The 21,247-nt window shown below is 72.4% G+C and carries 18 protein-coding genes; 6 read left to right on the plus strand and 12 right to left on the minus strand.

All coding sequences use genetic code 11. The annotated features are described in order from the left end of the window. Positions 1–4 precede the first annotated feature (4 nt). The 7 genes from OHA65_RS16675 to OHA65_RS16705 form a co-directional block, all read right to left on the minus strand. Entirely contained in the window at positions 5–799 is a 795-nt protein-coding gene (locus tag OHA65_RS16675; protein WP_327283891.1) for a DUF4239 domain-containing protein, read from the minus strand. A 68-nt stretch (positions 800–867) separates the two neighbouring features. Further along, entirely contained in the window at positions 868–1,158 is a 291-nt protein-coding gene (locus OHA65_RS16680) for a hypothetical protein (protein WP_327283892.1), read from the minus strand. Between the two features lie 167 nt (positions 1,159–1,325). After that, positions 1,326–2,807, minus strand: coding sequence for an aldehyde dehydrogenase family protein (locus OHA65_RS16685; RefSeq protein ID WP_371643839.1), 1,482 nt, complete (start codon positions 2,805–2,807; stop codon positions 1,326–1,328). Beyond that, entirely contained in the window at positions 2,804–4,543 is a 1,740-nt protein-coding gene (locus tag OHA65_RS16690) for a D-aminoacylase (RefSeq protein ID WP_327283894.1), read from the minus strand. Before OHA65_RS16690 ends, OHA65_RS16685 begins: the two co-directional genes overlap by 4 nt. A gap of 195 nt (positions 4,544–4,738) precedes the next feature. Further along, positions 4,739–5,860, minus strand: a complete 1,122-nt coding sequence (locus OHA65_RS16695) for an LLM class flavin-dependent oxidoreductase (protein WP_327283895.1) — start codon at positions 5,858–5,860, stop codon at positions 4,739–4,741. 116 nt (positions 5,861–5,976) lie between these two features. Beyond that, a complete protein-coding gene (locus OHA65_RS16700; RefSeq protein WP_328763044.1) occupies positions 5,977–6,762 on the minus strand; it encodes a glucose 1-dehydrogenase in 786 nt (261 codons plus the stop codon). 17 nt (positions 6,763–6,779) lie between these two features. Further along, complete coding sequence (locus OHA65_RS16705; protein WP_328763045.1) at positions 6,780–7,727, minus strand: LLM class F420-dependent oxidoreductase; 948 nt, start codon at positions 7,725–7,727, stop codon at positions 6,780–6,782. A 164-nt stretch (positions 7,728–7,891) separates the two neighbouring features. Between OHA65_RS16705 and OHA65_RS16710 the strand changes: the two genes are divergently transcribed. Then, positions 7,892–8,569: a hypothetical protein gene (locus OHA65_RS16710; protein WP_328763046.1), complete on the plus strand. Its 678-nt coding sequence runs from the start codon at positions 7,892–7,894 to the stop codon at positions 8,567–8,569. Here the strand turns inward: OHA65_RS16710 and OHA65_RS16715 are convergent. Next, positions 8,541–9,473, minus strand: coding sequence for a L,D-transpeptidase family protein (locus tag OHA65_RS16715; protein ID WP_328763048.1), 933 nt, complete (start codon positions 9,471–9,473; stop codon positions 8,541–8,543). The genes OHA65_RS16710 and OHA65_RS16715 overlap by 29 nt on opposite strands. A 25-nt stretch (positions 9,474–9,498) precedes the next feature. Continuing rightward, a complete protein-coding gene (locus OHA65_RS16720) occupies positions 9,499–10,161 on the minus strand; it encodes a sensor histidine kinase (RefSeq protein ID WP_405762068.1) in 663 nt (220 codons plus the stop codon). Positions 10,162–10,493: 332 nt separating this feature from the next. On the opposite strand from OHA65_RS16720, the gene OHA65_RS16725 reads away from it, so the two are divergent. Then, positions 10,494–10,934 carry an NUDIX domain-containing protein gene (locus tag OHA65_RS16725; RefSeq protein WP_327283900.1) on the plus strand — a complete coding sequence of 147 codons (441 nt, stop codon included), beginning with the start codon at positions 10,494–10,496 and terminating at the stop codon, positions 10,932–10,934. Between the two features lie 85 nt (positions 10,935–11,019). Further along, a complete protein-coding gene (locus OHA65_RS16730) occupies positions 11,020–11,415 on the plus strand; it encodes a VOC family protein (RefSeq protein ID WP_327283901.1) in 396 nt (131 codons plus the stop codon). Here OHA65_RS16730 and OHA65_RS16735 read toward each other — a convergent pair. Together OHA65_RS16735 and OHA65_RS16740 are read right to left on the minus strand one after the other, a co-directional pair. Then, on the minus strand, positions 11,412–12,239 hold the full coding sequence (locus tag OHA65_RS16735) for a trypsin-like serine protease (protein ID WP_327283902.1): 828 nt from the start codon (positions 12,237–12,239) through the stop codon (positions 11,412–11,414). The two genes, OHA65_RS16730 and OHA65_RS16735, sit on opposite strands and share 4 nt — an antisense overlap. 81 nt (positions 12,240–12,320) lie before the next feature. After that, positions 12,321–13,541, minus strand: a complete 1,221-nt coding sequence (locus OHA65_RS16740; protein ID WP_371643849.1) for an amidohydrolase family protein — start codon at positions 13,539–13,541, stop codon at positions 12,321–12,323. A 132-nt stretch (positions 13,542–13,673) separates the two neighbouring features. Between OHA65_RS16740 and OHA65_RS16745 the strand changes: the two genes are divergently transcribed. The 3 genes from OHA65_RS16745 (at position 13,674) to OHA65_RS16755 (ending at position 18,357) form a co-directional block, all read left to right on the plus strand. Beyond that, a complete protein-coding gene (locus OHA65_RS16745) occupies positions 13,674–16,976 on the plus strand; it encodes a BTAD domain-containing putative transcriptional regulator (protein WP_405762070.1) in 3,303 nt (1,100 codons plus the stop codon). 173 nt (positions 16,977–17,149) lie between these two features. Continuing rightward, positions 17,150–17,377: a hypothetical protein gene (locus OHA65_RS16750; RefSeq protein ID WP_327283905.1), complete on the plus strand. Its 228-nt coding sequence runs from the start codon at positions 17,150–17,152 to the stop codon at positions 17,375–17,377. Positions 17,378–17,631: 254 nt separating this feature from the next. Next, a complete protein-coding gene (locus tag OHA65_RS16755) occupies positions 17,632–18,357 on the plus strand; it encodes a class I SAM-dependent methyltransferase (protein WP_371643853.1) in 726 nt (241 codons plus the stop codon). 52 nt (positions 18,358–18,409) lie between these two features. On the opposite strand, the gene OHA65_RS16760 is transcribed toward OHA65_RS16755, so the two are convergent. Further along, positions 18,410–21,151, minus strand: coding sequence for an OmpL47-type beta-barrel domain-containing protein (locus OHA65_RS16760; protein ID WP_405762072.1), 2,742 nt, complete (start codon positions 21,149–21,151; stop codon positions 18,410–18,412). Between the last annotated feature and the right edge of the window lie 96 nt (positions 21,152–21,247).

Below are 21,247 nucleotides of genomic sequence, written 5' to 3' on the forward strand. Positions count from 1 at the left end.
GCCGCTACGGGGCCGGCCAGAACTGGGCCAGCGCCGCCTCCTTGTACGGGGCCGGGCTCACGCTCAGGTCGCCCGCGAACGGCCGGTCCAGCGCCATCACCAGCAGCAGGCTGAAGCCGATCAGCCCTGCCACTGCCGAGACGAACAGCAGCTGCATCTTCAGGCTGCGCAGGCCGAACAAGAAGGTGAGCGGGAGGATCACGAGCGCGCCCCCGTACACCAGCACCTGGAGCAGCACCGGCAGGGACGTTTCGGCCATGGTGATGCGGGCCCGACGTTGCGCGGCGACGTCGTTGAGGCGGCCGGCGGCCTCCTCGTAGAAGGTCTCGCTGCGGGCGCCGGCGGGCTCGTACGCCTGGAGGGCCCGGTAGAGCCCGTGCGTCTGCTCGGCGGTCGCGTCGTAGCTGGGCAGGCCGTCCCGCATCTTCGGCCACTGGACTTCTACGACGGCGTGCACGTAGTCGCCCACCGCCCTTTCCACGCGCGCGCGTTCGGCCGGCGGGAAGGCCTCGGCGCTGCGGACGACCAGGGCCAGGTCGGTGGCCTCGGTGGCGACCACGGTCTGGGTGTTCTCCAGCTGGGTCCAGAGCGTGACGACGACGAAGGCGAGGATGATTCCGTAGATCGCGCCGAACATGCCGAGGGCGACGCCGACCATCTCGTTGTGCTCGCCGCCGGCCAGGTGCGGGAAGCGGCGGCGGGCGGCGATGCTGCCGGCCACGGCGAGGGCGACGAAGCCGCCGACGAGGAGGACGCCGAGGGTGAGCGTGCTGAAGGTGTTGAGCAACCAGAGGATCATGGCCTGCTCAACGATCAACTCCCCCTGAAGGCCCGCCCGTCAGCCCCGAACGTCGCCCCGTGGCCCGGTCAGCGGACCGCCGGGGGCTTCGGGAGCCCGCCCAGGGCGCTGCCCGCGCCGGCGAGGGAGGAGTCGGTGGCCTTCGTGGCGGACCTGGCGGCGGAGGCGGTCACGCCCACGGCCGTCTTCGTGTCCTGCACGGCATGAGCGGGGTGGTCGACGACGTCGCCGACGCGGCGGGCGAGCGGGGCGGCCGCCTCAAGGGTGGGCCCGTCGGCGTGGGCGGCGACGGGGGTCAGGGCGAGGGCGGCGCCACTGGTGAGGACCAGGGCGGCGAGGCGGCGCTTCATGACGTTCATGCCGTGGTGAACGACCCGCCGGAGCCCGGGTCACCGCCCGGCCCCACTTTGGGGTGACCGTTCGGACGTCTCATGACCGCAGGCCGAGGCGGCGTACGAGGATCGCGTGACACCGCCGGTTACGGGGGCGGGGGCGGGCCGCAGCCCCCGCCCCCGTGACCCGCGTCTCAGCCCGCCCAGACGATCGACTGCGTCTCGCTGTACGCGTGCAGTGCGTACGAGCCCACGTCGCGGCCGACGCCCGAGCGCTTGAAGCCGCCGAACGGCGCCTCCATGTTCCGGCCGATCGTGTTCACGCCGACCCCGCCCGCCCGCAGCCGGCGCGCCACCCGGAAGGCGCGCGCCGCGTCCCCGGACCACACGTAGCTCAGCAGGCCGAAATCGCTGTCGTTGGCCAGGGCCACGGCCTCGTCCTCGCCGCCGTCGCCGTCGCCGTCGCCGTCGAAGGGGACGACCACCACCACCGGGCCGAAGATCTCCTCCCGCACCACCCGCATGTCGTTCGTACAGTCCACCAGCAGCGTGGGCGCCACGTAGAAGCCGCGGCCGTCCCCCACCACCGGGCGCTCGCCGCCGTACGCGATGCGCGCGCCCTCCTTGCGTCCGAGCTCGACGTACGACTCCACCCGGTCCCGGTGCGCCGCCGAGATCACCGGGCCGACCACCGTGCCCGCCACCGCCGGGTCGCCGACCTTCATGAAGGCCAGGTAGCCGGTCAGCTTCTCGATCAGCTGCTCGTAGACCGCCCGGTGGGCGATCACCCGGGTCGGGGCCGTACAGATCTGGCCGCTGTAGAAGGAGAAGGTGGTGCCGATCCCCATCACGGCCGCGTCCAGGTCGGCGTCCTCGAAGACGATCGCCGCGCCCTTGCCGCCGAGCTCCATCAGTTGGCGCTTCATGGAACGGCCGCAGACCTCCGCAATGCGCTGACCGACGCCCGTGGAGCCGGTGAACGACACCATGTCCACGTACGGGGAGTCCACCGCCGCCTCGCCGACCTCGACCGAGGCGCCGCAGACCACGTTGACCACCCCGGCGGGGGCGCCCGCCTCGTGCAGGGCCTCGGCCATCTTGAACACCGACAGCGGGTCCTGCGGGGCCGGCTTGACCACCACCGTGTTGCCCATGGCCAGGGCCGGGGCCACCTTGCCCGCCGGGTTCGCCCACGGGTTGTTGTACGAGGTGATGCAGGTGACCACGCCGACCGGCTGGCGCACCTCCAGCGCCCCCAGGATGCTCGCCCGCCCCATCGGCCCGGCCGCGGTGACCTGCGGCGGCAGCCCGCGCTCCACCGGTTCGAGGGCGCCCTTCGCGTACCGCCGGAAGCGGGAGACGCCGACCCCGACCTGCATCGCGCGCGCGATCCCGGTCGGCGCGCCCGTCTCGGCCCGGGCGAGGGCCGCCCACGGCTCGTACTCGCGCTGCATGATGTCCGCAGCCCGGTCCAGGACCGCCGCCCGCTCCTCGGGGGCCGTACGGGACCAGCCCTCGAAGGCCTGCGCCGCCGCCCGCGCCGCGTCCTCGACCTGCGCGCGCGAGGCTTCCGGCGCGAGCCCGACCACCGATTCGTCGGCCGGGTTGACCACCTCGTAGTGGCCGGCGGCCGGCTCCACCCACTCGCCGCCGATGTAGAGCCGCTGAGCGGTCATCGCGTGCTCACCGTCCTCGTGTCGCGGCCCGAGCGGAGCACGGTCCCGGGGATCGCCCCCGTCACCCGGTCGTCGCGGATGGTCTCGACGCCGTTGACGCGTACGGACACGATCCCGATCGCGCGGGCGTCCAGCCGCGGGCTGTCGCCGGGCAGGTCGTGCACGAGCGTCGCGGGCCCGGCCTCGATGCGCTCCGGGTCGAACAGCACCAGGTCCGCGTGGAAGCCCTCGGTGATCCGGCCGCGCTCGCGCAGCCCGAACAGCTGCGCCGGGTCGTCGGTGAGCATCTTCACCGCCTGCTCCAGTGGGACCAGCTTGCGGCCGCGCAGGCAGTCCCCGAGGAAGCGGGTCGTGTACGGGGCCCCGCACATGCGGTCCAGGTGCGCGCCGGCGTCGGAACCGCCGAGCATGACGTCCTCGTGCTGCCAGGTTTCGGCGCGCAGCGCCCAGCTCGCCGGGTCGTTGTCGGTGGGCATGGGCCAGAGCACCGTACGCAGCTGGTCGTTTGTGCAGATCTCGACCAGGCACTGGAAGGGGTCCTGGCCGCGTTCGGCCGCGATGTCGTTCACGACCCGGCCGGACAGGCCCTCGTTCTCCTTGCTGTACGTGTCGCCGATGACGTAGCGGCCGAAGTGGGCGAGGCGCCGGAAGACCCCGGCCTCCTTGCTGTCGGCGCGGCGCAGCAGCTCGGCCCGTACGCCGGGGTCGCGCAGTTTCGCGATCCGTTCGGGCACGGGCAGGCCGAGGACCTCGCCCCAGCCGGGGATCAGGTTCAGTGCGCAGAACGTGCCGAGGGACATGTTCATGGGGGTGAGGATCGGCATGGTCAGCGCGACGACGCGGCCGCCGGCCTTGCGGGCGCGCTCGCTCGGTACGAGCTGGCGCGGGACCCGTTCTGGGACGGCGGCGTCGATGGTGAGGACGTTCCAGTTCAGGGGGCGGCCGGCGGCGGCGCTCATCTCGACGAAGAGGTCGATCTCCTCGTCGGCGAACTGGTCGAGGCAGCCGGCGACGATCGCTTCGAGCTGGGTGCCCTCGTGTTCGGAGACGGCCTTCGACAGCGCGAGGAGTTCGGCGGGCCTGGCGTGGCGGGAGGCGACGGGGGCGCCGTCGCCGTCGGAGTGGGTGGCGGACTGGGTGGTGGACAGTCCCCAGGCACCGGCGTTCATGGCGTCGTGGAAGAGGTCGAGCATCTGCTGCATCTGCTCGGGCGTGGGCTGTCCGCCGACGGCGTCCGCGCCCATGACGTGGCGGCGCAGCGCGCAGTGTCCGACCATGAACCCGGCGTTGACGGCGATCCGTCCTTCGAGGGCGTCGAGGTACTCGCCGAAGGTGGACCAGCTCCAGTCGACGCCTTCCTCAAGGGCCTTGAGGGCCATGCCTTCGACCTTGCTCATCATGCGGCGGGTGTAGTCGGCGTCCTCGGGGCGGCCGGGGTGCAGCGGGGCCAGGGTGAACCCGCAGTTCCCGCCGGCGACGGTGGTGACGCCGTGGTTCATGGAGGGGGTCGCGTACGGGTCCCAGAACAGCTGGGCGTCGTAGTGCGTGTGGGGGTCGACGAACCCGGGGCACAGCACGAGCCCGTGCGCGTCCTCGCTGGTTCGGGCCTCCTCCCGCAGGGCGCCGGGCTCGGCGATGACGGCGATCCGCCCGTCGCGGATCCCGACGTCGGCGACGTACGCGGGTGCGCCGGTCCCGTCCACGACGGTGGCTGCGCGGATGAGGTGATCGAGCATGACGTCCTTCCTCCGTTGACGGTGGGGCGGGGCCGGCCGGGAGGCGGGCGGCAGGCCGCTGCCGCGCACGCCCCGGCCGGCCCCGACCTCGGCCGGGGCGCGGGGCCCCGGCCCGGGGCGGCGGTCCGGGAAGGCGCCGCCCCTGCTTCTCGCGCCCGCCCGGCGGCCGGGCGGGCGGACGGCCGGACGGACGGGTCAGACGGCCTGGCGGAAGCGCGTCGTGCGGTGGACCGGGTCCGTGTCGATCTTCGGGACGACGTGCTCGCCGATGAGCTTGATGGTGGTCATCGTGTCCTCGTACGAGACGCCGGTCGGCAGGCCGAACGACAGCTGGTCGGCGCCCGCCTGCTCCCAGCGCTTGCACTGGGCGAGCACCTCGGACGGGTCTCCGCAGATCAGCAGTTCCTCGGCGATCAGCAGCTCGATGATCTCCGCGTTGTACTCGGGGAGCGTCTCGGGCCACTGCGGGATCGCCTCGGGCCGCGGGAAGGTGTCGTGGTAGCGGAAGACCAGCGACTGGAAGCGGTTCATGTTCGCGTTGACCGCGATCTCCACCGCCTTGTCGTGGGTCTCGGCGCATATCGCGGTCGAGGTGACCATCACGTTGTCGTTGACGAACGCGCCGATGGCCTTGGCCTCCTGGATGGCCGTCTTGTACTGCTCCAGCACCCACTCCATGTCGGAGACCTTCTGGACGCTGAACCCGAGGACGCCGAGGCCCTTCTTCGCGGCCATCGCGTACGAGGAGGGGGAGCCGGCGGCGTACCACATGGCCGGGTGGGCCTTGCCGTACGGCTTGGGGAAGATCTTCCGCGGGGGCAGTGACCAGTGCTTGCCCTGGAACCCCTCGTACTCCTCCTGGAGGAACATCTTGGGGAACTCGGCGATGGTCTCTTCCCAGATCTCCTTGGTGTGGTTCATGTCCGTGATGCCGGGCAGGAACCCGAGGATCTCGTGGCTGCCCGCGCCGCGGCCGGTGCCGAACTCGAAGCGGCCCTTGGAGAGGTGGTCGAGCATCGCGACCTTCTCGGCCACCTTGACCGGGTGGTTGACCGGGGCCAGCGGGTTGAAGATGCCGGAGCCGAGGTGGATGCGCTCGGTGGCGTGGGCGAGGTAGGCGAGGAACACCTCGTTCGCCGACAGGTGCGAGTACTCCTCCAGGAAGTGGTGCTCGGAGGCCCAGGCGTACTTGAAGCCGGACTTGTCGGCCTGGATGACGTACTCGGTCTCCTCGATCAGCGCCTTGTGCTCCGCCTCGGGGTCGACCTTGGACCGCGCCTCAGGCACGTATCCCTGCACGAAGAGCCCGAATTCCAAGGGGGTTCACCGTCCTTTGATTTCTGACGTGTCGTCAGATTTGATGAGTCGACTGTTCCACCGCGGGAGCGGGAGCGTCAATACCTGACGCCTCATCAGATCCGGGTGGGGGGCCGCTAGAGGATGCTGACGCCCGCCATCCAGCCGCCGTCGATGACGAACGGCTGGCCGGTGATGTACGAGGAGTCCTCGCTGCTCAGGAACAGGGCCAGCCTGGCGACCTCGTCGGGCCGGCCCACCCGCCCCATCGGCACGACCCGCCGGTAGAGCTCCGCCATCGCCTCCCGCGCCTCGTCGCTCGTGTTCTCCGGGTCCAGCAGGCCGGGGTTGGCCATCGGGGTGTCCACCGCCCCCGGGCACATCGCGTTGACCCGGATGCCCTTGGCGGCCAGCTCCAGCGCGGCCACCCGGGTCAGGCCGACGATCGCCGCCTTGGTCGCCGCGTACGAGCCGACGTACGCCATGCCCGTCAGGCCCGTGTACGAAGAGGTGTTGACGATCGTGCCGCCGCCGGCCGCCGCGATCTCGGGGGCGACCGTCTTGATGCCGAGGAAGGCACCGACCTGGTTGACCTGGACCAACTGCTGGAACTCCTTCAGCGGGGTCGAGACCAGCTCGTTGAAGCGCAGGATTCCGGCGTTGTTGACCAGGCCGTCGATCCGGCCGAACGCCTCCTTCGCCGCCGCGACGGCCACCGCCCAGTCCTCCTCCCGACCCACGTCCATCCGTACGTACCGGGCACGGTCCTCGCCCAGCTCCTTGGCCACGGCGGCACCCTGCTCGTCCAGCACGTCACCGAGGAGCACCTTGGCCCCCTCGGCGGCGAAGAGCCGGGCCTCCTGCTCGCCCTGACCGCGCGCCGCACCCGTGATGACGACGACGCGCCCGTCCAGCTTGCCCATGTGTTGCCCCCGAGTGGCTAGTCGTTGAGGAGGGGGCCGACCTCGGCCCCGAAAGCGGTGATCTGATCGGTCAGTTCGGCGCGGTCGCGGCTGCGGAAACGGACCTGGATCTGGTCCACGCCCAGCGCGCGGTACTCGCGCAGCGACTCGGCGAGCGCCTCCGCCTTGCCCGTGAGGGTGCGCCGACCGGTGTCCCAGCCGGGCTCGCCGACGTACAGCGCCTCGGTGATCGCACCGAACTCGAAGGGGTCCGTGGTCCCGGCCGCCGCGCGGAGCTCCTTGATCCGGGCGATCTGCGCCGGGAGCCGGTCCCGCGGGTCGCCCTGCGGGAGCCAGCCGTCACCGCGCACCGCGGCCCGGCGCACGGCGGCGGGCGAGGAGCCCCCGACCCAGACGGGGATGCGGGGCTGGGCGGGGCGCGGCAGCTGGCCGAGGTCCTTGAAGGCGAACCGCTCGCCCTCGAACTCCGGGTACTCCTCGGGCCCGAGGGCGGCGCGCAACGCGTCCAGGGTCTCGTCGAGGACGGCCCCGCGCCCGGCGAAGTCGACGCCGAGGGCCTCGAACTCCTCCTGCACGTGGCCCGCGCCGACGCCGAGGACGAGCCGGCCGCCCGAGAGGTGGTCGACGGTGGCGTACTGCTTGGCGCTGAGCAGGGGGTGGCGCAGGCCCAGGATCGCGACGTGGCTCAGCAGCCGTACTCGCTCGGTGATCCCCGCGAGGAAGGCGAGGGTGGCCACGGGGTCGTACCAGACGGTGCTCATGGCTCCGGCGAGACGGCGCGGGATGGCCACGTGGTCGCAGGTGGCGAGGTACCCGAAACCGGCCCGGTCGGCGGCCCGCGCCACCTCGGCGAGGTCGAGGGCGGTCGCCGAGGCCTCCCAGGGCTCGGCGTAGATGGTGCTCTGCGACTGGATCGGGAGCTGCATCCCGTAGACCAGCCGGCCTTCCGCAAACACGCGCGCCATGGCGCCTCCGCTTCGTCTCGACCTTCGCCCGCGCCTGCCGAACCGCCGTGCCGGCGCCGGGGGCCATCGTCGTAGCTGACGGTCCGTCAGGCAAGGGGTCGTAGCTGAAAGCCGGCCCTCACGGAGGGTGTACGGGGCACGGACCGTTGGCTAGGGTGCCGCGGATGGATCTGTTTTTGACGCTGGTCAGCGGGGTTGCATGGACCGTCGTGTACGTCGAGGCGATCCGGGTCGGGCTGCGGGACGGCACGTGCGCGATGCCGGTGGCCGCGCTCGCGCTGAACTTCGCGTGGGAGTCGATCTATGCCGTGGGCGCGTTCACGAACGGGGTCTCCCCGCAGGGGGTCGTCAACGTCGTGTGGGCGGTCGCCGACATCGCGATCATCTGGACGTACTTGCGGTTCGGACGGGCCGAACTGCCCGAGTTCGTGACGCGGCCGCTGTTCGCGGCGTGGAGCGTGCTCGTGTTCGGCACCGGCTTCGCCGTGCAGTGGCTGTTCGTCGCGCACTTCGGGACGCTCGACGCGTCGCGGTACGCCGCGTTCCTCCAGAACCTGCTGATGTCGGGCCTGTTCATCGCCCTCTACGCCGACCGGCGCGGGCCGCGCGGGCAGTCCCTCGTGATCGCCGTCGCCAAGTGGCTGGGGACGCTCGCCCCGACCCTGCTGTTCGGGGTCGTCGAGGACTCGCCGTTCATCCTCGGGCTCGGCCTCATGTGCAGCGTCTTCGACCTGGCGTACATCGGGCTGCTGCTGCGGGGGCGCGCCGTACCGGTGCCGGGGCCCAGCCCGGCACCGGTCGGTGGCCGGGCGGTCAGAAGCCGGCCGGCCCCATCACGATGACCGGCTTCGCCGCCGGGTCCAGGGTGGTCAGGAGCTTCTTCATGGCCTCCTTCGAGATGCCGATGCAGCCCTGCGAGGGGCCGTTGTGGTCGACGTGGAGCCAGATGCCGCCGCCCTTGTCCTCGCCCTCCGGCTTGAACAGGTCCAGCGGGGAGACCCCCGTCCGGCGGTTGTAGTCGATCGCGATGACGTACTCGAAGGCGCCCGCGAGCGACTCGCCGTTCACGCCCCGGCCGGTGGGAACGAAGAGCCGGTTGCGGTCGTACGGGAACTTCGTGCCCGGCGGCTTCGGCAGCAGACCGCCGGCGTCGCTCAGGGTGAACACGCCCACGGGGGTGGTGAGGTCCCCGTCCTCGCGTTCGACGGACGACCATCCGCTGGCGCCGTTGTGCGCGGGCCAGCTGCCGGCCCGGACCCAGTCGGCGCCGGCCGCCGGCCGGGTGTAGAGGGCCAGCGTGGACTCCGCGGAGTCCCTCCCCTTGCCGGTGACGAGGACGAGCTGGCGGGTGGCGGCCGGGATCCGGGCCCGGGTCTCCTCGCTGACATCGGTCAGCCCCTCGGCGGGGTCGGACGACGGCGCGGCGGTCCCGGGTGCGCCCGGGGCCGCGGGGGCACCCGGGGCGCCGCGCGCTCCGCGGGTGGCACGGGCGGCGTCGGCGGGGGCGGCGTCGGCGGTACTGGCCGGGCGGGAGGCGCCGGCCCCGGCGGCCGCGTCCCCCGGACGGTCTCCGGTCCGGGCCTGGACCGTGGCGCCGGAGTCGTCCTCCTGGACCGTGTAGGCCCAGCCGGCACCGAAGGCCAGCAGGCCCACGGTGGCCGCGACGGCGACGGCGACCCGCCGGGGCGAACGGAGGCTGCGGAAGGTGCGGGGAATGCGGGAGCCGGCTCGGGGGTGCTCGCTCATGTCTCCGACGGTACACACGCGATCATCAGGATTCCGGGGGCGACACCGACCGGTGCGGTGCGGATGCCCCCGGAAAGCGGACCCGGACCGTCAGCCCGCCGCCCGGTCCCGGGTTCGCCCGCACCACCAGCCTCGCGCCGTGCGCCCGCGCGATGGAGGCGACGATCGACAGCCCCAGCCCGGCGCCCTCCCCCGCGGTGTGCTGCCGCTCGGCGCGCCGCCGGAACGGCTCCAGCAGCCGCGGCACGTCGGCGGGGTCGATGACCGGGCCCGTGTTGGTCACCGTCAGGACCCCGCCGGCGGAGGTCGCCACGGTGATCCGACCGCCCGGCCGGTTGTGCCGTACGGCATTGGCCAGCAGGTTGCGCACCAAGTGCCCCAGCAGGGCCCGGTCCCCGGTCACGGTCAACGGCGCCAGGTCGCGTACGACGGCCGGGCCCGTCTCGGAGCCGGGCACGGCAGCCGGGACCGGCCCCGACCCGGTGGGCTCGGCAGGCCCCACCGACCCGGCGGGCTCGCCCGGCTCGGGCCCGATCGGCACCGTCCCGGCCAGTTCCGTCTCCGCGAGCGCCGCGAGGTCCACCGCTCCGGTGCGGCGGCCGGATACACGAAGCCGGAAGGCCCGGCCGGAACCCCGGGGCGGCGGATTCGGGTGCGCGAAGCGGAAAGCCCGGCCGGTCTTTGGCATTCCGGGACGGGACGGCCAGTCAAGGGTGGAGCGCAGCGACATCGCGAAGCGACGCGAACGAAGAGAGCGCCCTTGACGGGCCGGCACGGCACGGAAGGACAGTGGACTGACGGGACGCCCCCGCACACTCCACCGACACCGCTCGGCTCAGACCCCGCCCCCGGGGTTCCGGCCCACCTCACCAACACGGCTCAGGCCCCGCCCCCGGCATCCCGGCCGATCCCACAGACACCGCTCGGCCCGGCCCCCCCCCCCCCCGGCCCCGAGCCCACGGGCCCCGGCTCAGTCGAAAGCCCGTTGGTCCGGGGGGCGCCGAGTCGTACGCTGAGTTGATGAGAACTCCCAGGCAGGCAGCCCGCATTGTGGTCATCTCCCCGAACGGTTCGGTGTTCCTCTTCCGGGAGAACAACATCGAGGTCGGCATCCACTGGCTGCCGCCCGGTGGCGGGATCGATCCCGGGGAGACTCCGGAGGAGTGTGTGCGGCGGGAGTTGCGGGAGGAGACCGGGTGGACCGACCTTGAGCCGCAGCGACTGTTGTGCACCTGGGAGCACGACTTCACCCACCAGGGGATCCCCGTGCGCCAGCACGAGCACATCTACGTGACCACCGGCCCCCGCCGCGACCCCGTGCCCGAGTCGCCCGACGCGCACTGGCGGTGGCTTTCACAGCCGGCGCTGGCCTCGCTCGGGGAGCCCTTGTGGCCGCCGCGGCTCGCGGATCTGCTGGCCGACGCGCCGGCCGGGCCCGTTCACCTCGGGCTGGTGGTCTGAGCGGCCAAGTAGGTCAGGAACCGGCCTACTCGGCCGCTAGTGTCCTGGCACCGGTACGGCACCGGCAGCGAGTGAGGGAGCGTCCGTGTTGCGAGGTCTGACCACCGTCAGTTTCTGGGCCGCCGATCTGGACGCGGCCAAAGCCTGGTACACCGAACTGCTCGGCTTCGGACCCTACTTCGAGCGGCCCGGGTACGCCGAGTTCCGGCTCGGCGACTACCAGCACGAGCTCGGGCTGATCGACAGTCGCTACGCGCCCGCCGGAGCGCCGTCCGGGCCGGGCGGGGCCGTCGCGTACTGGCACGTCGACGACGTGGACGCAACGCTCGCGAAGCTGCTGTCCATGGGCGCGAAGCAGTACCAGCCGCCCACGGAGCGCGGCGTGGGGTTCGTCACCGCGTCCGTGGTCGACCCGTTCGGCAACGTCCTGGGGTTCATGTACAACGCCCACTACCTGGACGTGCTCGGCGAACGCCCCTAGCGGGCCGCGGTGGTCGCCTTGGCGTACAGCGCCGCCGCGTAGTCGCCGAGGATGGTGCTGGTCGAGACGTCGTCCGTGTCGCCGCCCGTCAGGACGCCGATGATCTTCCCGTCGCGGGCGAGCCAGGCGCTGCCGCTCGTGCCGCCCGGGAAGTCCGCGCAGTCGAAGCGCTGTTCGGTCGGGGTTTCGCGGATCGCCGACGCCGTGCACGTACGGGGGACCTTGCGGTCCGCCGGGTAGCCGGTGACGGTGATCTCCTCACCGGAGCGGCTCGTGGTGTCCAGGGTCGCGGCGCCGGTGACGTCCTCGATGTTGCGGCCGGAGGCGTCCGGGGCGAGGCGTGCGAAGGCGAGGTCGTAGTCGTCGTCGGAGTCGTCGGACCAGCGGGGGTCCTCGTAGACCTCGTCGATCGTCCAGGCGCCGTACGGGGCACCGCCGTTCACGTACGCGGGTGCGAAGACGGCCCCGCCGCCATCATGCTTCCCGGCGAGCAGGCAGTGCCCGGCGGTGACGATCAGGTTCTTGCCCGGACTGTGCACGACGGTGGCGGTGCAGAAGTGGTCGCCCTGCACGCCGCCTTCGAAGAGGGCCCCGGTGAAGGCGGCGGGGCTGCCCGGCCGGGGCGTGCCCGAGGTGCTCAGTTGCGGCTCCTTCGCCGCTTGCGATCGCGAAGATTGGCCTGGCGAGGGCTTCGCCGGAGCCGCTGCCTTGACGTGCGGGGCCGACCGGTCCTCCGCAGCCGGCACCACCTTCGTCATGGCAGCGGACGCACCCAGCGCCGCCACCGCGCACAACACTCCGGTCACCACGGTCCGCTTGTCCACCGCCACCGCCCCTCCCACTTTGCTCCGGCGAAGCATGCCTTGTTGTTCGCGTTCGCCGCAAGGGGACCCGGCGGGAGGCCGCTAGGCTCCCGGCCACAGGCCTTCGGGGGTCAGGCCGAGGAGGTCGATCGCGTTGCCGCGGACGATGCGGTCCACGACGTCCGGCGCCAGGTGGCCCATCTGGGCTTCACCCACCTCGCGGGACTTGGGCCAGGTCGAGTCCGAGTGCGGGTAGTCCGTCTCGTAGAGGACGTTGGCGACTCCGATGGAGTCGAGGTTCTTCAGCCCGAAGGGGTCGTCGAAGAAGCAGCCGAAGACGTGTTCGGCGAAGAGTTCCGACGGCGGGCGCAGCACCTTGTCCGCGACGCCGCCCCAGGCGCGGTTCTCCTCCCAGACCACGTCGGCGCGTTCCAGGATGTACGGGATCCAGCCGATCTGGCCCTCCGCGTACATGATCTTGAGGTTGGGGAAGCGTTCGAACTTGCCGCTCATCAGCCAGTCGACCATCGAGAAGCAGCAGTTGGCGAAGGTGACGGTGGAGCCGACTGCGGGCGGGGCGTCCGCGGAAGTGGACGGCATGCGCGAGGACGAGCCGATGTGCATGGCGATGACCGTGCCGGTCTCGTTGCACGCCTCCAAGAAGGGGTCCCACTCGTCGGTGTGGATGGAGGGGAGTCCGAGGTGGGGCGGTATCTCCGAGAAGGCGACGGCGCGGACGCCGCGGGCCGCGTTGCGGCGGACCTCGGCGGCGGCGAGGCGGGCGTCCCAGAGCGGGATGAGGGTGAGGGGGATCAGCCGGCCGCGGGCGTCGGGGCCGCACCATTCCTCCACCATCCAGTCGTTGTACGCCCGTACGCCGAGGAGTCCGAGTTCGCGGTCCTTGGCCTCGGTGAAGGTCTGGCCGCAGAAGCGGGGGAAGGTGGGGAAGCAGAGGGCGGACTGGACGTGGTTGACGTCCATGTCCGCGAGGCGGTCGGGAACCGAGAAGGACCCCGGGCGCATCTGCTCGTACGTGATCACCTCCAGCCTGATCTCGTCGCGGTCGTAGCCGACGGCGGTGTCGAGCCGGGTGAGGGGGCGGTGCAGGTCTTCGTAGACCCACCAGTCGCCGATCGGACCGTCGTCACCCCTGGCGCCCATCACGGGGGCGAACTTGCCGCCGAGGAAGGTCATTTCCTTGAGGGGGGCGCGGACGATCCGGGGTCCGGAGTCCCGGTATTTGGACGGGAGCCGGTCCCGCCAGACGTGGGGAGGTTCAACCGTGTGGTCGTCCACCGAGATGATCTTCGGGAAGGTCTCCATGTGGACTACGGTAGCGCCGATCTGACGAACCGTCAGCTAGTTGGGGAGTGATCGGTCCGACACGGGCTGACGGGTAAGCGCAAGACAGGGCAGACTGGCCCTTACACCGACGGAAGGCAGGGGGGACGACAGATGGACGGCATACCGGCCATCCCGCACCAGCGGAACCACCCCGAGGCGGCCCGGCGCCATTCCGCTGCCGCGCCGGACGCCACGACCGGGACCCGGACCGCCAACTCGCCGGGCCCCTCGGCCACTCCGCCCGGCGCGTCGGACCCCACGCCCGACGCCGCGCCCGGAACCACGCCCGCCACCACCCCCGACACCCCGGCTGCCACTTCCACCGAGACCCCGACTGCCGCTTCCACCGGCGCAACGGCCCCCGCGGACGGCGCAACGGCCCCCGCGGACGGCTCGGACGGCGTCCCGGCTGCCGACCCCGGCGGGGCCCTGCCCGGGGTGCCCTCGCCCGGGCGGACCGGCGGGGGCGCCGGCGACGATCCGCAGCCGTACGGACGCCCCGGCGGCACGCGGTTCGCCGTGCTGGGGCCGATCCGGGCCTGGCGCGGCGGCGAGGCGCTGCCCTCCGGCACCCCGCAGCAGCGCGCCCTGCTCGCCGCGCTCCTGCTGCGCGGCGGCCGGACCGCCACCGCGCCCGAGCTGATCGACGCCATCTGGGGCGAGGACCCGCCGCAGCAGGCCCTCGCCACGATCCGTACGTACGCCTCCCGCCTGCGCAAGATCCTCGCGCCCGGCATGCTCGTCACCGAGTCCGGCGGCTACGCCATCCACACGCCCGCCGGCACCCTCGACCTCGGTATCGCCCGCGGCATCGCCGCCGACGCCGATCAGGCGCGCAGCGCCGGCGACCGCACCCTCGCCCGTACGCTCCTCGACCGCGCCCTGGACCTGTGGGACGGCGAACCGCTGGCCGGGGTGCCCGGCCCACACGCCGAAACCGAGCGGACCCGGCTCGCGGAATGGCGGCTCCAACTGTTGGAGACGCGCCTCGACCTCGACCTGGAGGTCGGCCACCACGCCGAGGCCGTCTCCGAGCTGACCGCCCTCACCGCCGCCCACCCGCTGCGCGAACGGCTGCGCGAGCTCCTCATGCTCGCCCTGTACCGCAGCGGCCGCCAGGCCGAGGCCCTCGCCGTGTACGCGGACACCCGCCGGCTCCTCGCCGACGAACTCGGGGTCGATCCCCGCCCCGAACTCTCCGCGCTGCAGCAGCGCATCCTGCGCGCGGACACCGAACTCGCCTGCGCCGAAGATCCGGTTCCGGCCTCCGCGCCCGCACTCGTGAGGCCTGCCCAATTGCCCGCCACCGTCGCCGACTTCACCGGCCGCACCACCTTCGTCAACGAGCTCGGCGAGATCCTGGCCGGCGTCGGCGGCCAGGTCATGGCCGTCTCCGCGCTCGCCGGCATCGGCGGCGTCGGCAAGACCACCCTCGCCGTGCACGTCGCGCACGCCGCGCGCCCGCACTTCCCCGACGGCCAGCTCTACGTCGACCTCCAGGGCACCGAGCCGCGGCCCGCCGAGCCCGTCGCCGTCCTCGGCGCGTTCCTGCGCGCCCTCGGCACCCCCGACACGGCCATTCCGGACACCGCCGCCGAGCGGGCCGCGCTCTACCGGTCCACGCTCGACGGCCGCCGCGTCCTGGTCCTGCTCGACAACGCCCGCGACGCCTCCCAGGTCCGCCCGCTGCTGCCCGGCACCGCGGGTTGCGCCGCCCTCGTCACCAGCCGGGTCCGCATGGCGGGCCTCGCCGGGGCCCATCTCGTCGACCTCGACGTGATGAGCCCCGAGGAGGCCCTCCAGCTGTTCACCCGGATCGTCGGCGCGGAACGGGTCGGCGCCGAACGCCAGGCCGCCCTCGACGTGGTCGGCGCCTGCGGCTTCCTGCCGCTCGCCATCCGCATCGCGGCCTCCCGGCTCGCCGCCCGCCGCACGTGGACCGTGTCCGTCCTCGCCGCGAAGCTCGCCGACGAGCGCCGCCGCCTCGACGAGCTCCAGACCGGCGACCTCGCCGTCAAAGCCACCTTCGAGCTGGGCTACGGGCAGCTGGAGCCCGCCCAGCAGCGCGCGTTCCGCCTCCTCGGCCTCGCCGACGGGCCCGACATCTCGCTGGCCGCCGCGGCCGCCGTGCTCGACCTGCCCGAGCACGACACGGAGGACCTCCTCGAAGCCTTAGTGGACTGCTCCCTCCTCGAATCGGCCGCGCCCGGCCGCTACCGCTTCCACGACCTCGTACGCCTCTACGCGCGTGCCTGCGCGGAGCGCGACGAGCAGCCCCCGAGCGGTCGGGACGCCGCCCTGGACCGGCTGCTGGACTTCTACCTGGCCACCGCCTCCGCGGTGTACGCGGTGGAGCGTCCCGGTGACCGGCTCCCCGCGCACCTGTCCGCCACCCACTACCCCGGGCTGCGCTTCGGCGATCCGCGGGCCGCGCTCGACTGGCTGTACGCCGAGGCGGACCCGCTGTTGGCCTGCGTCCGGCAGGCCTCCGTGCGCTCGACAGGTCAGGGCAGCGTGGTCGACGTGCTGCGCCGTTCCGTGGACCTGCTGTGGGCGGCGAAGGACCTCGCCGAGTCGGGGGCGAACTCCAAGCAGTACGAGTCCGCCGCCGTGGCCCTGCGCGACGCCGCGCACGCCGCGAAGGACCCGCACGCGGAGGGCCGGGCCCGGACCACCCTCACCAACGTCCACCTGGTCGCGGGCCGCTTCGGCGAGGCCGACGACGAGGCCCGCCAGGCGATGGACCTCGCCCGCGAGGCCGGCGACCCGCTGCCCAGCTGCTGGGCGCCCAACGACCGCGGGATCATCGCCCTCTACCAGGCCCGGTACGCCGACGGCGAGCGGTACCTGCGGGAGGCCATCGAGAACTTCCGCGCCGACGGCAACCACATCGGCGAGGCGAGCGCGCTGTGCAACCTGTCCCGGATCCACGTCGGACTGGGCCGGCTGACGAGCGCCATCGACCTCGCGGAGCAGGGCATCGCCATATACGACCGGATGGGCCTGACCCTGCGCCTGGCCAACGGCCGGTACGCGCTGGGCATCGCCCTCACCCAGGCCGGCCGGCTCGGTGAGGCGCAGACGCAGCTCACCAAGGCGCTGTCGCTGTTCCACGACAACCGGCAGCCGCTGTGGGAGGGCGTGACGCACTTCCGGCTCGCCGAGGCCCACTTGGCCGCGCACCGGCCCACGCTGGCCGCCGCGCACGCCGAGCAGGCCATCGCGTTGCGCGGGATCGGTGGCGAGTGGCGCCGGGCGACCGTGCTGACGGTGCTGGGCAAGGCGCTGCGCCGGCTGGGGCAGCGGGACCGGGCGCGGGTGTGCTGGCGGGATGCGGAGGTCGTCTTCAAGCAGCTGAAGTCGGCGGAACTGGCCGAGGTGCAAGCCCTGCTGGCTGCGGAGATAGCGGCCTGATCTGCGTCGATCGCAGGTTGAACGAGGCATTCATCGTTCGTTTATCGCCGCCCGCCACCATGGGTACATCGACTCACCGCGTCGGGGGGCGCGAGAGTCGGCTGGAGGACCACCCGTTCGGCGGTCCGCGGGGGAATCGCCGAACGGGCCCGACCCATCCATCAGGAGAACCGATGACGACGAACGAGAACATCCTGCCGAACGACGGCGACATCAGGCCGCTCGACAATCACGCGCCGGGTATCGAGATCAAGCCGCTCGACGGCACGCTTGCACCGGGCGTCGACATCACGCCGATGGACAACCACGCCTCCGGCATCGAGATCAAGCCGCAGGACAACCACGCTTCGGACGAGGAGATCGTGACGCTGGACAACCACGCGTCCGGTCCGCGTCCGTAAGACGTCCCACGGGGGATACGGGGGACGGGGGGGCGGTCCCACGGGGGATACGGGGGGCCGGGACCAACGGGGGGACCACGGGGGATACGGGGGAACCCAACGGGGGTCACGGGGGGGGACCCACGGGGGGCCAACGGGGGACTACGGGGGAGCACGACGCACCACAAGGACGGCGGCCTCGGTGGCCCGGAGGGGGAGCCACCGAGGCCGCCGTCGCATGCCCGTGTGCGGGTGGAGAGCCCTAGGCTGGGCCCGTGTTCACCTCACAGGGACCGACCGTCCGCGAGCTCGCCGTCCAGGCCCTCTCGTCCGTCGAGCGCGGGTACGACCTGCTCTCGCCGAAGTTCGACCAGACCCCGTTCCGCACCCCCGACCGGATGCTCGACGCGGTCGAGGAGACGCTCGCCCAGTACGAGGGCTCCTTCGACGCCGGCCTCGACGTGTGCTGCGGGACCGGCGCGGGGCTCGGCATGCTGCGGCGGCTGTGCCGGGGCCGGGTGACCGGGGTGGACCTGAGCGCGGGCATGCTGGCCGAGGCCGCGCGGGCGCATCCCGACGAGCGCCTCGACCTCGTACGGGCCGATGCGCGGGCGCTGCCGGCCGGGATGGCGGGCTCGTACGACCTGGCCGTGAGCTTCGGGGCCTTCGGGCATTTCCTGCCGGCCGAGCGGCCCGCCCTGTTCTCCGGCGTCCACGCGGCCCTGCACCCGGGCGGCGTGTTCGCCTTCCCGATCGGGGCGCCGATCCCGCCGTCGTCTGCCGTGTGGTGGGCCGTGGCGGGCTTCGACGCGGCGATGCGGGTGCGGAACGCGGTGTGGCGCCCGCCGTTCGTCATGTACTACCGGACCTTCCCGCTGGGCGGTGTGCGCGCCGACCTGCTGGCGGCCGGGTTCACGGTGGAGACGGTGCCGCTGGAGCCCTTCGGCCGGCGGGGCGACGGCACCCCGCGCTGGCGGCTGCTCCTGGCCCGGAAGGCCTGACGCACGTCGGCCCGGCTCCCGCTGCGGGGGCCGGGCCGACGGGTACCGCGGGTCAGCGCAGGGTGAAGGGCGCCACGTGGGTCGTGGTGTCCGCTCCGCTGATGGTGAATTCGAGGTTGTAGTTTCCGTTCGGCAGGCCCTGCGTACTGACGGGGAGGCTGTAGCCGGCGGACAGTGCGGTGTAGAGCATCCGGGCGCCGACGGTCCTCGTGACGGGGCCGGTGATGCGGGTGGCCGTCACGGTGATGCCGGAGCTGGAGAGGTTGTTGCCGTTCGCGTCGCAGATCCGCAGGCTGATCACGACCTGGCCGAGCAGGCGCAGGGGCCTGTTCGGGTCGTAGAGCAGGCAGATCCGGTACGCGACGGTGTAGTTGACGCTCTTCGTGGCCGGGTTGGTGGCGACGTCGTTGGCGTTCACCGTGAACGTGTGCGCCCCGAGGGTGGAGGTGTCGACCGGGCTGCCGTTCGCCACCGTGCCGGTGCAGGAGGCCACCCCGGAGGTGGCGTCCGTGCACGAGTAGGACGCGGTGACGGCCTGCCGGTACAGGTACGTGCCGGCCACGGGACGGACGATGGTGATCGTCGGCGCCACCGTGTCGAGGCGCACCGTGATCGTCTGCGGCACGGAGGTGTTCCCGGCGTTGTCGGTGGCCGTGTACGTCACGGTGGTCACGCCGTTCACCGTGATCGGGACGGAGGCGTTCGCGCCGGACACGTCGGTGGATGCGATGGTCTGGGCGCCGCTCGCGCTGAAGGTGATCTTCTGGATGCCGGAGCCACAGGCGCCGTCAACGGCGCTGATGTTGACGGTGGCCGGGCTGGTGGTGTTCCATCCGGCGCCGTTCGGTGCGGGCGAGGTACTCGCGGAGGCGGTCGGTGCGGCCGTGTCCGCGTCGTACGTGAAGCGGTCGGCGGCGGTGACGGGGCTGGTGCCGTTGGGCGTGGTCACGGTGACGTCCACCGTGCCCCGTGCCTGCGGGGGTACCTGCGCGGTCAGCTCCTGCGGCCCGGTGACGTTCACGTTCGTGGCAGCCACGGAGCCGAACGCGACGGTGGTCCCGCTCGTCGGGAATTCGGTGCCGCGCACGGTCACGGTGTTCACGCACTGCGCCAGTTCGGGCGCGTGGTTCGGGGTGACGCTCGTGACGGTGGGCGGGGACAGCGTGATGCGGTCCATCGCGGTGCCCCAGTCGCCACCGAAGATCCCGGTGTTGCCGGTGGCGCCGATCTGCTGGACCGTCCAGACGTCCTTGGGGTTGCTGGGGTCGCGTGCGGTGCCCGAGTAGTCGCCCCAGCGGCTGTCGCCGTTGCAGCGGCAGCTGTAGGCCTCCGAGCCCGCGGCGTAGAAGTCGCCGAACGTCCTCGCCGGGAAGTTGCCGCCCGGCACTCCGATCGCGACGGCGGTGGGGAACATCGTGGACGAGGAGGCGGTGAAGCCCGAGAACAGGTCGTCCTCGTCGTTCAGGGCCAGTGAACCGTAGTAGATGTCTCCGCCGACGAGGCCGAGGTTGAGGTTGGTCGCCAGGGTCTGCGTCCCGCCGGTCGTGACCTGGACGTAGCGCTGGCAGGTGTGGACCGCGGTATCGCCGAGGGGGGTGCAGCTGACGTTGAAGACGCCCCACAGGTGGTTGTTCTGCCAGGCGACCGACAACATCCGGGAGTCGTTGGTCTCGATGGTGGGATCACCACCGGGCGGCTGGACGGCCTCCGGCGGTGCGTCGGCGGTCCCGATGGCGATCGTGTTCACGGCGCGGTTGACCGCGCTGACGCCGGGCACGCCGGTGATCGTGGTCACCGTGACGTCGGTGCCGGTGTGCTTCATGGAGATCTGGTCGTTGATCGCCGACAGCGAGGTGGCCGGTACGGCGTCGGCCAGGCTGGTGTCCTGTGCGAACGTCGTGATGTTGATCGCGGCGCCGGCCAGCAGGTCCGCCTTGTTGACGACGGCAGTGACCGCGCCCAGGAACGGCGGCATGGGCTGGCTGAGGTCGAAGTTGTTCCAGGCCAGCGTGACCTTGTCGTTGCTGTATCCGAGCAGCGGCCGGTCCTGCTGGACGTTGGAGGCGTTGCTCCCGACGTTGTAGACGGTCCAGCCTCCCCGGGGGTCGGAGCTGTCGCTGACCGCGACGTCGACCTCGTCACCGTTCGAGAAGATCCCCTCGTAGGAGGCGAAGAACCGGCCGGAGCCCGCGTCGTAGTGCACGCGCGGGTCGCCGCCCGTGTCCGCCGCGAAGCCGAAGAAGGCGCCCAGGTCGAAGGGCGAGCCCACGGCGTTGCCGGCCTTGTCGTAGAACTGGCCGGACTGGTTCACGAACTGGACGATGTAGGTGGGTCCGACCGCGAGGTTGGTGTCGGAGGGGGCGATGGTGTCGATGTTCCCGAGCGTGGAGAACGTCTTCAGCCTCTCCACGACGGCCGACGAGGGCACCGCCTTCGGTGACGTCCCGCCCTTCGGGGTCAGCAGCGCGGTGGTGACCGGCAGGCTCGGCTGCCGCATCGGACCCACCCGCCGCTGCGGAGGGACGAGGCGGGGCCGTGTCCGCGGCTTGCCGGTGCGCTGGGGCCGGGGCAGTGCCCGTACGTCCACGTGCTGTTTCACCTCGACACGCGACAGCTTCCCCTCGCCCCCCGAAGGCGAGGGGAGGTCGGCCGATGAGGGGGCGCTGGGCCGCGGCTCGGCTGCGGCGGCACCTGCGGGGGCGAGCACCGTGAGCGTCATGGAGAGGGCGAGGAGCAGGGCGCGCGACCAGCCGCGGGCGGCGCGCGTCGTGCCCCGGTTCATCCGTCGGTTCATTCGGAGAATCCGTCGTGTCGACACGGGCTCCCCCCTTCAGCCCTTGTCGGAGGTACGGTCCCGCCGGCGGATCGGCAGCGGGCGGTCGTCGTCGTG

Origin of the sequence: Streptomyces sp. NBC_00045 (assembly GCF_045041095.1) — a bacterium.
In the GTDB taxonomy this organism is placed as follows: Bacteria; Actinomycetota; Actinomycetes; order Streptomycetales; family Streptomycetaceae; genus Streptomyces.

What these genes read in the sequence shown, in the direction of transcription:
- OHA65_RS16675 (WP_327283891.1), bottom strand. Translation starts at nt 799, where the DNA reads ATGATCCTCTGGTTGCTCAACACCTTCAGCACGCTCACCCTCGGCGTC.
- OHA65_RS16680 (WP_327283892.1), bottom strand. Translation starts at nt 1,158, where the DNA reads ATGAACGTCATGAAGCGCCGCCTCGCCGCCCTGGTCCTCACCAGTGGC.
- OHA65_RS16685 (WP_371643839.1), bottom strand. Translation starts at nt 2,807, where the DNA reads ATGACCGCTCAGCGGCTCTACATCGGCGGCGAGTGGGTGGAGCCGGCC.
- OHA65_RS16690 (WP_327283894.1), bottom strand. Translation starts at nt 4,543, where the DNA reads ATGCTCGATCACCTCATCCGCGCAGCCACCGTCGTGGACGGGACCGGC.
- OHA65_RS16700 (WP_328763044.1), bottom strand. Translation starts at nt 6,762, where the DNA reads ATGGGCAAGCTGGACGGGCGCGTCGTCGTCATCACGGGTGCGGCGCGC.
- OHA65_RS16705 (WP_328763045.1), bottom strand. Translation starts at nt 7,727, where the DNA reads ATGGCGCGCGTGTTTGCGGAAGGCCGGCTGGTCTACGGGATGCAGCTC.
- OHA65_RS16710 (WP_328763046.1), top strand. Translation starts at nt 7,892, where the DNA reads ATGGATCTGTTTTTGACGCTGGTCAGCGGGGTTGCATGGACCGTCGTG.
- OHA65_RS16715 (WP_328763048.1), bottom strand. Translation starts at nt 9,473, where the DNA reads ATGAGCGAGCACCCCCGAGCCGGCTCCCGCATTCCCCGCACCTTCCGC.
- OHA65_RS16720 (WP_405762068.1), bottom strand. Translation starts at nt 10,161, where the DNA reads ATGCCAAAGACCGGCCGGGCTTTCCGCTTCGCGCACCCGAATCCGCCG.
- OHA65_RS16725 (WP_327283900.1), top strand. Translation starts at nt 10,494, where the DNA reads ATGAGAACTCCCAGGCAGGCAGCCCGCATTGTGGTCATCTCCCCGAAC.
- OHA65_RS16740 (WP_371643849.1), bottom strand. Translation starts at nt 13,541, where the DNA reads ATGGAGACCTTCCCGAAGATCATCTCGGTGGACGACCACACGGTTGAA.
- OHA65_RS16745 (WP_405762070.1), top strand. Translation starts at nt 13,674, where the DNA reads ATGGACGGCATACCGGCCATCCCGCACCAGCGGAACCACCCCGAGGCG.
- OHA65_RS16750 (WP_327283905.1), top strand. Translation starts at nt 17,150, where the DNA reads ATGACGACGAACGAGAACATCCTGCCGAACGACGGCGACATCAGGCCG.
- OHA65_RS16760 (WP_405762072.1), bottom strand. Translation starts at nt 21,151, where the DNA reads ATGAACCGACGGATGAACCGGGGCACGACGCGCGCCGCCCGCGGCTGG.